Genomic DNA, 10,778 nt, shown 5'->3' on the forward strand with positions numbered 1-10,778 from the left:
CTCCGCGGAAAGGGCCGGCGAATCCCTTGACCAAGCACATGAAGGAGGCGTCGTGACGCTCGTGGTCGTCAACCAGGGCGAGGAGGATCTCCTCGACGCGATCCTGGCCGTGAACTACACCCTGCGCCTGTACAAGAACGACGTCACCAACGGGCTCACGGCTGGTCAGATCGAGGCCCTGGACGAGACGGACTTCACCGAGGCCACCTTCACCGGCTACTCCTCCAAAGCCTTGACGGGCGGCAGTTGGACGACTACGGCCGGAGACCCCTGTGTCGGCGTCTATGCCCAGCAGACGTTCACCTCCACCGCCGACCAGTCGGCGCAGCCCTGCTACGGCTACTACGTGACCCGCACCTCGGACGGGGCCCTGCAGTGGTTCGAGGACTTCTCCTCGCCGCTGACGGTTGAGTTCAACGGTGAGGGCATCGCTGTCACGCCCAGGCTCACGCTCGCGGATACGGGGGACTGATGAACCCGAGAGAGCGGGCCGAGGCCATCAAGGACGTGGCCGCCCGGGACTGGCGGGACAAGAAGCAGCCGGTCATCGACAAGGCTCGGGGTCAGAACCGGCTGGAGTTCTACCAGGAGCCGGACTTCATCTACGACAAGGACGGCGAGATCGTCGGCGTAGACGCCTGGGTGCGTCTGTACGGGCCTGACGGTAAGGAACTGAGGGTTGACCCTCACCGCCGCATCGTTAACCCGCCTACGGTCCCACGTTCCGGCGTCCAGGAGATGGACACGGGCAAGAGGGACGACCGCGGGCAGCCCATCAAGGACCGCATCCTCACGCCAGATCCTGCCGTTGCCTTCTATGAGGCGGTGTGGGACTCGGTGGAGAGTGTCCCGAACGCGAAGGGCTGGCGCACCCGAGGCACCGTCACCACGGTGTTCGGCGTTAGCGGCGATGGGATAGTGCGGGGATTCAGTAGCAATTACTCAACTGCCCGGTCGACCGCTTCGCAAGTTTCAAGTAGTGGAAGTGTCGGCCAGTCCTTTAGTGTTTCTGACTACTTCTGCCATGAAGGTTTCGTTGGGTTTGACACGTCGTCACTTGTGGACTCCGACATGGTTTCCGCCGTGGAACTCGCACTATGGCTGGAAACTGACAGCAGTAACACCGATTATACGCTGGAAGTTCGAGATCGGGACTGGGGCGCTTCTCTAGAGCTCGCCGATTATGTGGCGGGCGCAAGTCTTGGAGGCTTCACGCGAGTTGCGACCTTGACTACAAGTGGTATAGGCGCGGCTGGAGCTTATAAAGCTTTCGCCTCGGATGCTACATTCCTGACTGTCTCGAATATTAAAACGGGGACTGTTCGTCTTCTTGTCAGTTCCGACAGGCAACGAAGCGGCACTGCTCCCACGGGAATCGAAATGGTGACGTTCAGTTTTTCGTCTGCATCTGGAACCACGCAGGATCCTAAGTTGACGATCACCCATGCAGGCATCGGTTCATTGCCCGTCTTTCAGCCCCGTCCTAACCGAATCTGGAGGCTCCGCTGATGTCCACCGGACGCATCTACACGGTCCCGTGGACCGGGACTGTCACCAACGCTGGCGGCAACACCGACCTGTGGGAGATCTCTCCAGCGGACGACCTGCCGTGCAAGATCCGAGGCATCCGACTGGGCCAGACCTCCGAGTTGGGTGACACGGCCGAGGAGAGCTTGAGGATCACCATCCGGCGTTTCCGTGCCACGGTCACATCCGGCTCCGGAGGTTCATCTGGAGCGCCCGAAGAGGTCGGGAGGTCGAATCAGACCCCCTCATTCGCCGTTGAGGTGAACAACACCACCGTGGCGACCACGAGCGGCGACAACGAGGTGATCGAGGAGATCGCCTGGAACATCCGGAACTCACCATTCGAGATCTGGTACCCAGATCCCCGATTCTCCCCGGCCGCCATCCAGGGGGAGGCGCTGCTCATTCGATGCGAATCCACCGTCGCCGACGACCTCACCTTCGCCGGGACGCTTTGGATCGAAGAGGGCTGACCTAGCCGAACGGAGGGCTCATGCCGAACACCGTTGTCTTCCGGCAGCCGTTCCGTAAGCGGGGACAGGCATGGCTCCCGCCGTCACGGGCCATCACGCTCATCGGCGACGTCACCGGCTCTGGGGGAGTTGTCCTCGGCGGTTCGGCTCTCGTGGCGTTCGCTATGGTGCCGTCCGGTGGCGTGGAAGTCGCCGGCTCAGGCAACGCCCTGTTTAAGCACACCGGCCAGGTCCCTGCGGACATCGTGGTGGAGTGGGACTTCGACAACGACGGGGACTTCTCCGAGGACGTTGAGGACATCACCTCCTACATCCTGTCGCTGGAGACATTCACCGGCCGCGACTGGCCGTCCCTGCTGACCGGCAAGGCGGGTCCAGGCAAGTTCCGCGCGACTCTGCGGAATGACGACGATCGGTTCTCCTACTTCAACACCAGTTCGCCATTGAACAGCTCGCCTCGCAGCCTGAAGACCGGCCGTAAGGTCCGAGTGCGCACCGCCACGGCTACGAATCCCGACCCGGCCCTGCTCGTTAAGGATCGCTTCAGAAGAGCAGACGGAGCCATGGAGGCCGACGAGACCGGGAAGCTCTACTCGGAGCCGCTGGCGACCAACAAGGTGCAGAACTCCAGCTTCGAGACCAACACGACCGGATGGACCACGCAGACCAACAGCACCATCACCCGGGTCACCAGCGTCGCTCATAGCGGCTCTGCCAGTCTGGAGATCAAGCGGTCGGCCACCAACCCCCCGTTCTACCTGTACGGCCCTAAGTGCACGGGCGTGGACACGGGAGCGACCACGGGTGACACGGTCATCATCTCGGCGTGGGTCTATGTCCCGGCAGCATCGTTCCCTAAGGTGACCCTTGTCGTCTTCGGTGCGGCGGGTGTGACTTACACCTTTGCCGACGCCACGGACCTCGCTCCGGACACCTGGACTCAGGTCTCACGAGTAGTGACGCTGACGGACACCTTGGATGACATCGACATCCAGTTCTGGACCGACGACAGCCACGCCAACGGGGACGTCGTCGCTTACGTCGATAACATCACTGCCACCGTGACGAGCTGGGCCGTGACCAGCAGCAGGGCAGTCGCCACGGAAGAGGACGGGACACATCTCGCCGTCGTGGACTCTGGCTCTGCCGACTACTACGTTCAGGCCCGCGTGAGCGTCCTGGGCTCCTCCGCCAACCGCGTGGGCGTGGTCTACCGGTACGTAGACAGCAACGACTACAGCGCCTGCGTGCTCAACGCTGCGTCGGGCGTACTGGAACTCTTCGACGTGATCTCTGGCGTAGAGACGCCCGTAGCGAGCCGTAACATCGAGGTGTACTCCGGGGCCACCATCGGCGTTCTTGTCGAGGGCACCTCCGTCACGGCCTACCTGGAAGGCGTGCCGTTCTTCGTCGGCCTGGCGGGCAACACCTCCGCCGAGTCGGTGGGCATCTACGCCGAGTGGGGCACCGCAGACGACCGGCCAGAGATCGACGACCTGTTCGTCTGGGACGGCCTGCCCGCTCAGGTCGCCGGGATCCTGTGGACCGGTGACATCTCGGAGCTGACAGCCTCGGTGTCGGCGGGGCCGAAGAAACTCGCCTCGATCTCCGGCGAGGGGCGACTGTCCAAGCTCGCGACACAGCAGATCACTCCGCCCGCCAGCCTCGCAGGCCGCAAAACGGGTCTACTGGTCGGCAACGTGCTGTCAGAGTCCATGCTCCTGCACCCTCCTGGGGTGATCGACGAGGGCGATATCACCACAGGCGTCTTCGCCATCGATGAGACCAACGCCATGGAGGTCGCCCGGCGCGTAGAGGAGACCGAATTCGGCTTCCTCTACGAGACGCAGGAGGGCCATGTTGCCTTCGCTGCACGCAGCGCACGGGTCGATGCCACCTCGGTCATGGCCTTCACTGACGCGATGGACGGCAAGTACGGCTACCACCAGCTGGAGCCGTACGACTGGCGGCGCGAGGTGTTCAACCGCGTCATCGCTGGGGTCTCTCCATGGACCGAAGGTGAAGAGGCGACGCTGTTCACTGACCCTGGACCGTACGCCTTGACCTCTGGACAGACACGGGCGCTCCAGGCGTCCTATAACGGAACCGTAGTGCGGTGGACCGGCCACACACGTGACGTGAATGGCCCCGGAATGCCCGTGGTGGCCGACTTCAGCAGCCAGGCCACGGCAGGGACACCATCGAGCACGTTCGATGTGGATCTGCCCTCGACGGTTAATGCGGGCGATCTGCTATTGATTTTCGCCGGATGGGGCGCGGGTACTTCAGCACCGGGCTGGTCATCGCTCGCCTCTGGTTACGCACTCGGCAAGGTAGCCGTTGGAGACGAGGATGGAACGACCGTATCGCTGACGCGTGGCTTTAGCGGCGAATGGGCCGTGCAAGTGTTCCGCATCACTGGCTGGCATGGAACGCTCGCCGAGGGCGTCGTCGCGATCAACGGTGGAAATAGTGGTGGTCTCTTCAGGGATCCCGATCCTTTTCTGGTGAACTTTCCTTGGGGGGAACTGCCCACCCTATGTATCGCTGGGCACGTAGTTAGTATTAGACCGGGCACTGATCCTGGGCCACTGACACAAGCTGGCGTGCCAGCCGGTTATGCAAATGGCCAATTCACTCACGACACATCCGAGCCCGTTCCCGAGACTTACCTCGGCACTGCACGCCGCGAGATTACCGGGGCAGTCTCGGAGGATCCGGGACCTTTCAACATTGACCCCAACCCTCACAGCGAGGCCCCGTTTACGGTGGCGATCCGAGGGGGTGGTTCGGGATCGATCACGCAGGTGACCGACCCTACGCCCTCAGGATCGAATCCCAGCTTCACCATCGAGTATGTTCCCAGCCTCGGCGGTACGACGCAGTCGCATCAGAACATCGAAGTGACCGGCATTCCGCTGGTGCGTGGCGACCAGCGACTCGTTCAAGCCGATGACTTCAACTCTCAGGATGAGCACAACGCGATCCGCACCTACACCAATCCGGCCAACCTGTTCGCCACCGCTACGGATGCTCTCGCGTACGCCAACCTCGTGCTGGAGACGCACGCCGACGACCGCCCCATCTTCTCGCTGAGCTTCTACGCGACAAAGAGCAAGGCGTACCGGGCGCAGGCGTACACCCGCCGAGTCGGCGACAAGGTCACGCTGACCGCCACCAACAACGCGGGCATGGGCGTCTCGCAGGACTTCTTCATCGAGTCCATCGCCCACAAGTTCTCCCATGGCAATCGCCTCTGGGAAGTGACCTGGGAGCTGTCTCCCGCTTAGCCAGAGGGGGTTCCTTGACGGAGATCATTGCTGCCTGCGTTGCCCTGGCCGCTCTGGCGGGCGGCGTCACGGTCATCGCGAAGCTGGTCAAGTTCTTGAGGAAGATGAGCGACGCGATCGACGACTGGCAGGGGGAGCCGGATCGCCCTGGCGTCCAGGGACGACCGGGCGTCATGCAGCGACTGGAGAAGATCGAGGCCCAGCTCAAGCCGAACAACGGGCACTCCACCCGAGACGTGGTCAACCGAGTCGAGCAGACGGTCCGCCGAGTGGAGGACACCCTCGCGGCGAGCCTTGAAGCACAGCGTGGAGACACCGACTGAAGAACGACACGACCCCCACCTCCAGCATGGAGGTGGGGGTCTTTCTTGCGTTTTAGGGGAGCCGGGGCCGTGCTCGCGGGTGTGGGCAGACGGCCCCGGCTCGGGCCTCGGGGCGGTGGGATCCGAGGCCCTTTCCGGCGTTAGGACGTCACCGTCCGAGCCGGGGTCCAAAGGGGCCGGCGAGCGTTGCGGCTGCCCGCCGAAGGGCGGCAGCGAAGTCTCTGCTCGTGTCACCGTCCAGCAGCTCGAACAGGTCGAGCAGGTCCGCTATGTCGGCGGCCTGAGCGCAGTTCAACTTCCATACGCGTGGGGCCCTGCGCTCCTGATAGCGGGTGATGGTGAAGGCTGGTGGGTTCGGCGGCATCTGGGCGATGAAGAGCTGAAAGGCCGCCACTGTGCCCAGCTTCCACACACCGAGCTGGGCCGAGTGACCTGCCAGACCGTCCGAGTGGTCCCACGTACACCAGGGGACATAGCAGGAAGTCGTCATCGGGATTCCTCACGGAGCAGAGGACGCAGGATCACTGCGTCGTGCAGAAGCACGGAACAGTCACCAGTGTTCCGGAGTCCTCATCGATACTGGTGAGCTGCTTAGAGCCAAAGCAGTAGCGACAGCCCAGCGTGGCCGCGATCCATGGGTCAGCCCACACCTTGTGCTGCCATGCAGGCGGCGGAGGAGGTGGTTCCTCATCGTCCTGCCCTCGCTCGGCGGGTTCGTTCGTTCCGCCGACCCAGCCGAGACCGCCGCAGAATTGGCAGGCGAGAAAGAGGTCGCCGAGCCTGGTTCCTCGGCGGCCGTCGCATTGAGGGCAGGTGATGGGGTCCGTCACTTACGGCCGGTTCCCTTGCACGCCGTGCACTTCACCCACTTGCGCTCTTTGTTCTTCTTGCCGTTCAGCTCCATCCACTCGCCGCCCGCTCCCATGCAGGTGCCGCAGATTGGGGGCTCTTCGTCGCCACCCTTGGCCATGCTTGGACAGTACGCCTCACGTGGCGGCACTTGGGCTGGCTGAGGGCGTGAAGCGGGAAGCCAGGGGTTCGTCTCCATCAATACAAGCATGATCAGCTCCATTCGATACTTCCTTGGGTGTAGTGGCGGTTTCATGCGGGCTCATGACTGCCGAAAGCGCCTGGGCCAATGTCAGGTATGGGTCGCCCTTGGCAGGCGTTCGACATGGGAACCCCGGGTTGCGGTTCCGTCGCGATCCAGTACTCGTTGGCGATGGGCATGGCCTTCACCTTGATGATCTGGGCGTGACAGAACTGGCAGACGGCCTCGTGGTCCTGCGGAGGGACGGGAGCAATGCCTACGGGGTACATCAGTTATCCCGCCGCTCTGAGGCTGGCGAATATTTCCATCTGACGCATCAGCGCGTCAGCAAGGCGCGTGCCGGTGGTGCACTTGATGTTCCGGAGGATCCCGGCCTGCCGCATCGGGGCAGTCAGCTCACGCCGCAGCCTGGCGCACCATGCCATCGAGCCTGGGCGAAGCTCGCACGAGATCTCCCATTCCGGAAAGATCTCGCCCAGCATTTCAGCCAGGCGTGTCGCCGCTCTTGGCGAGGGCAAAGCCCTTTCGGTGATCGCGAGCAGTGTCCGGTTGGCGGCCTCCAGGAGGGCATCCAACTCGTCGTCGCTCATCGGATCGCTCATCGTGCGACCTCCTGGTGAAGCTGCGACAGGAACTCCGTGAGGACGTCACCGGCCCTCTTGCGCGCGGCTTCCTCCGACGTGAAGGGACCCTCGCAATCCCGCGCCCCGAACGGGCCAGGCAGCTTCGGGTGCAGGGTCGGGCCTTGGCCACCCTTGTCGATCGTGAACGCCCAGATGTCGCCGACCCAGCCGTATACGTAGCGCATCGGCGAAGCCGTTCGGTCCTCCCAGCGGATGGCGGGGGCCGTCATGACCTGATCACCAGCTCGGTCAGGCCGATCAGCCGCAAGGCCGTGGACAGCGCTTCACCGGGCTTGAGGTCGGCGACGCGGAGTTCGCCGACACGAAGTCTGATCACCGGTCCGATCTCGCCCGGATCCTGTTGTACGAGTTCGATGAAGAGTGTCGGCGTGTACCCCACGTCTTCGAGGCTCAGGTTCACTGTGCGCAGCTCGGCTCGATGCAGGACCGAGCCGGTGGTCGCCAAGTGGGACTCCGTGCACCACTCGGGACAGGTGATCGTGACGCATGCCATCTCAAGCACCGCCCCACAGCCTGACGATGCCGCAAGGGAGACGGCGGCCTCGGATGATGGGCTTGGTAACCACATAGTCGAGCGGGTGATCACGATCGACGCGAGTAGGCCGGATGTAACCAACAGCTCCGGCAGGCGAGTTCATGAGTGCGGCGACGACATGAACGGTGGCCCATCTCTGATCACTGGTTACGCCACAGGAACCACGGTGGCTAGAAGTGAGAACCGTCCACTCGTAGAAGGCGACGCCGACCAGGATGGGGATCACGGCCTGCCGACGCCGCGTCACGTCGTCGTCGGCAGACCTGCTCATGGGAACAGCGCCTGTAGGCGCTCGCATTGCGGGTGCGGACCCGTGACTGTCCATGTCAGGCACGCTACGAACGGGGCAATCAGCCCCTCAATGATATTTCCCGAGATTTCTTAAAGATCTTCTTGTGCTCGCCTGATCAAGGCTTTGGCTTCCTGGCCGTAGACGGCCAATTCGGCGATGCCGTCGAAGTGTTTGAGGTACAGGGCAATCTCTCGTGGCTGAGTGATGTTCAGGGCGGCGCTCACGGTCTCCGTGGCCACGTGCCGCTGGTCGAACATCCAGTACCCGGCATGCGGCCCCAGCACGTAGTCGGCGTGCCGGGGGATGACGCCGAGATGGAGACGAGGCAGAGCGGCCATCTCGGAGATGACGTGCTCCAACTGGGGGCGCATCACCTCACTGCCGCCCACCCGGGTGTAGAGCGCCTGCTCGGCGATCAGGATGTGGAAACGCCGCTGACCCATACGGAGGATGGACTGGCGGCCGAGGCGGGTCGCTACGGCGGCGTCCAGGTCGTTCGGCGTCTCATAGAACGTGATGACGCGCGACATGATGGCGCGGGCGTACTCCCGGGTCTGCAGGAAGCCGGGGATGTGGAACGGCTCCCAGATCCGGAACAGCATGGTCGCCAGGTCATCGGAACTGAGCACGTGTTGGACACGACGCTGCCCGCCCCGCATCTGCCGTCGCCACTCAACGTACTGAGCCTCGATGGCCCGCACGGTGGCGATCAGCTCGGGAACCTGCTCCTCAGCTCCACAGGCTCGACACCACGCCCGGATGTCGTCCTCGCTGGGGGCCTGCCACGCGTGCTCCAGCTTGGACACGCGTGGCGGACGCCAGCCCAGGCGCAAGGCAAGCTCCCGTCCGTTGAGTTCCGCATCTCGGCGGATGTCTCGCAGACGGGAGCCGAGGGCCTCGCGGGCGGGATCAGTTGGGGCAGACACAGGTTGGGATCAGGTGATTGGCTCGGTGTTCATGTACGCGGAGTGAATGTACTCCGCATGCGGTATCGCGCGCTCCCAGACGAGATCACGCGCTGTCGCGTAGCGGCGGAGCAGGTGCGCATCGTCCGTGGCGACGAACACTCCCGCGCGTCCGTCGCCGGGGAACGTGCTCAGCACGAGATGCTCATCATCGAACAGCCAGCAGTCCTCTTCCGGCAGATCGATGTCCGTGGCCAACTGTCGTGGCAGGTAGCGGATGTCCTCTCCGGCCTTGACGTTGTCCCCGGCGATGTCGAGCAGCCACCGGGTGTAGGGGGCGTGCGGCACGGTGACCACACGTACGCGTTGGATCAGGCATTCCGCCGACGTCTCGCGGAGAAACGCCTGCCAGGACCTCCGCCAGGCATGATCGTCGTGCTCGCCGGCCCGCCACTTCCTGAACGGCTCCGTCTCGCTGTTCACGTGGTAGCTGTCCTTCAGCTCCAGGTGGAACGCGCGCTTGGCCGTACGGAAGTGCTGCTGGAAGTCCTGATCACTGAGACGGGCCATGCGCTTCCCCTGCCGGAAGGTACTTCATGAGCCGCTTGGGAACTCGGATCACCAGTTCGTTCGCGGGCACGCCGCCTATGGCGGCGATGTGCTCGGGGTCGCTGACGGCGAAGCCCTGGATGACGTAGTCGTCTCCGTCCTCCCACAGGGTGGGGGAGTGCCCGCCGTCGGTCGCCTTGCCGAGGAACTTCAGGCTCATCTGATCGCCTCCTCAGAGGAGTTTCTAGAGATTTCCCGAACGACGGGATCGTGCGTCACCTGGCGCAGCCTGTCAAGAAAGTCCTCAGTCTCCGACTTCAAGCTGAGTGCGGTCGGCCGGATGGACCTCCTGCTCGCCGTCACGATGGTGAACGACGAGAACGGGAGTGCCGTCGGCGATGCCCAGGCGGCGCTTCTCGGCGTCGCTGGGCATGCGAGCGGCCACGCGTGCTGAGCCCTCGACCCGGACCACCTCGGGCTCTTGTGCAGGGCGGACCATGGAGCCCGCGCCCTTCACGGTAACGAGGACGCCCTCGTTCCTCAGGACGGCCATGGCATCCCGGACGGTGTCTCGACCCACCTCATACTCCTGGGCGAGCCGGGATTCGGATGGGACCTTCTCGCCCGGCGAGAACTCTCCTGCATCGATCCGCTCGCGCAGCAAGTCGGCGAGCTGCCTGTACACGGGCGTATAGCTCGATGGATCGATGCTCATGGTCTCGGACCGTAGGTACCCCTATGGCCCCCTGCGGTTGTGGCCCTAGGGCCATAGGTTTACCCTAGGGTGCATAACTATTTGCCTTCGTGAGGAGAAGGCAAACTGCGCATGCCTCGGGGGAGAGCCTGTGCTTGACTCGGCTACGCCCTGCGGGGTTGGGGAGAGACTGTGAGCCTCACCATCACCGACCGCGTTGAGTACGACGTCAGCCATCACGGAGCGGGCACTGCCTCGGCCACCCGATGTGGATGGCACGGCATCAATCGTCCCGACGAGCAGTGCGACGGCACTCCCGTCGAGAGCGTAGAGATACGGGATGCCGGAAAACGCACGCGTTGGATCGCGGCTTGTGAGCGTGCAACGCGTCAGATCGACGATCTACCTCACCAGCGCCATGTCGCCTAACTCAGTTGGGTGTAGCTCTTTTGCAGTGACTGGTTCGATCAGGCGCTGAGGGTGTACTCGTCCGGG

15 protein-coding genes are annotated in these 10,778 nt (G+C 63.6%); 6 read left to right on the top strand and 9 right to left on the bottom strand.

What is annotated here, in order from left to right; all coding sequences use genetic code 11:
* Positions 1–52 precede the first annotated feature (52 nt).
* Genes ACFPZ3_RS63395 through ACFPZ3_RS63415 form a run of 5 tightly spaced genes read left to right on the top strand, consistent with a single transcriptional unit; the run spans position 53 to position 5,613 of the window.
* A complete protein-coding gene (locus ACFPZ3_RS63395; RefSeq protein WP_379524075.1) occupies positions 53–472 on the top strand; it encodes a hypothetical protein in 420 nt (139 codons plus the stop codon).
* A complete protein-coding gene (locus ACFPZ3_RS63400) occupies positions 472–1,509 on the top strand; it encodes a hypothetical protein (RefSeq protein ID WP_379524076.1) in 1,038 nt (345 codons plus the stop codon). The genes ACFPZ3_RS63395 and ACFPZ3_RS63400 overlap by 1 nt, the downstream gene beginning before the upstream one ends.
* Entirely contained in the window at positions 1,509–2,000 is a 492-nt protein-coding gene (locus tag ACFPZ3_RS63405; RefSeq protein WP_379524077.1) for a hypothetical protein, read from the top strand. The genes ACFPZ3_RS63400 and ACFPZ3_RS63405 overlap by 1 nt, the downstream gene beginning before the upstream one ends.
* Before the next feature lie 20 nt (positions 2,001–2,020).
* Positions 2,021–5,290: a carbohydrate binding domain-containing protein gene (locus ACFPZ3_RS63410; protein ID WP_379524078.1), complete on the top strand. Its 3,270-nt coding sequence runs from the start codon at positions 2,021–2,023 to the stop codon at positions 5,288–5,290.
* 14 nt (positions 5,291–5,304) lie between these two features.
* Positions 5,305–5,613, top strand: coding sequence for a hypothetical protein (locus tag ACFPZ3_RS63415; RefSeq protein WP_379524079.1), 309 nt, complete (start codon positions 5,305–5,307; stop codon positions 5,611–5,613).
* Positions 5,614–5,761: 148 nt separating this feature from the next.
* Here the strand turns inward: ACFPZ3_RS63415 and ACFPZ3_RS63420 are convergent, their stop codons facing one another.
* From ACFPZ3_RS63420 to ACFPZ3_RS63460, 9 genes are all read right to left on the bottom strand, one after another.
* Positions 5,762–6,103 (bottom strand): hypothetical protein, encoded by a 342-nt coding sequence (locus tag ACFPZ3_RS63420; protein ID WP_379524080.1) that lies wholly within the window; start codon positions 6,101–6,103, stop codon positions 5,762–5,764.
* Between the two features lie 336 nt (positions 6,104–6,439).
* Positions 6,440–6,685 carry a hypothetical protein gene (locus ACFPZ3_RS63425; protein WP_379524081.1) on the bottom strand — a complete coding sequence of 82 codons (246 nt, stop codon included), beginning with the start codon at positions 6,683–6,685 and terminating at the stop codon, positions 6,440–6,442.
* Between the two features lie 251 nt (positions 6,686–6,936).
* Positions 6,937–7,266, bottom strand: coding sequence for a hypothetical protein (locus ACFPZ3_RS63430; protein WP_379524082.1), 330 nt, complete (start codon positions 7,264–7,266; stop codon positions 6,937–6,939).
* A complete protein-coding gene (locus tag ACFPZ3_RS63435) occupies positions 7,263–7,517 on the bottom strand; it encodes a hypothetical protein (RefSeq protein WP_379524083.1) in 255 nt (84 codons plus the stop codon). The genes ACFPZ3_RS63430 and ACFPZ3_RS63435 overlap by 4 nt, the downstream gene beginning before the upstream one ends.
* A complete protein-coding gene (locus tag ACFPZ3_RS63440; protein WP_379524089.1) occupies positions 7,514–7,876 on the bottom strand; it encodes a DUF6907 domain-containing protein in 363 nt (120 codons plus the stop codon). Before ACFPZ3_RS63440 ends, ACFPZ3_RS63435 begins: the two co-directional genes overlap by 4 nt.
* A gap of 348 nt (positions 7,877–8,224) precedes the next feature.
* Positions 8,225–9,061 (bottom strand): helix-turn-helix domain-containing protein, encoded by an 837-nt coding sequence (locus tag ACFPZ3_RS63445; RefSeq protein WP_379524084.1) that lies wholly within the window; start codon positions 9,059–9,061, stop codon positions 8,225–8,227.
* A 9-nt stretch (positions 9,062–9,070) separates the two neighbouring features.
* Positions 9,071–9,610: a DUF6879 family protein gene (locus ACFPZ3_RS63450; protein ID WP_379524085.1), complete on the bottom strand. Its 540-nt coding sequence runs from the start codon at positions 9,608–9,610 to the stop codon at positions 9,071–9,073.
* Positions 9,594–9,809, bottom strand: coding sequence for a hypothetical protein (locus tag ACFPZ3_RS63455; RefSeq protein ID WP_379524086.1), 216 nt, complete (start codon positions 9,807–9,809; stop codon positions 9,594–9,596). The genes ACFPZ3_RS63450 and ACFPZ3_RS63455 overlap by 17 nt, the downstream gene beginning before the upstream one ends.
* Positions 9,810–9,893: 84 nt before the next feature.
* Entirely contained in the window at positions 9,894–10,304 is a 411-nt protein-coding gene (locus ACFPZ3_RS63460) for a GntR family transcriptional regulator (protein ID WP_379524087.1), read from the bottom strand.
* Positions 10,305–10,475: 171 nt separating this feature from the next.
* Here ACFPZ3_RS63460 and ACFPZ3_RS63465 point away from each other — a divergent pair, with 171 nt between their 5' ends.
* Positions 10,476–10,712: a hypothetical protein gene (locus ACFPZ3_RS63465; RefSeq protein WP_379524088.1), complete on the top strand. Its 237-nt coding sequence runs from the start codon at positions 10,476–10,478 to the stop codon at positions 10,710–10,712.
* Positions 10,713–10,778: the final 66 nt, after the last annotated feature.

The sequence above is a fragment of the Nonomuraea insulae genome, from assembly GCF_042656245.1.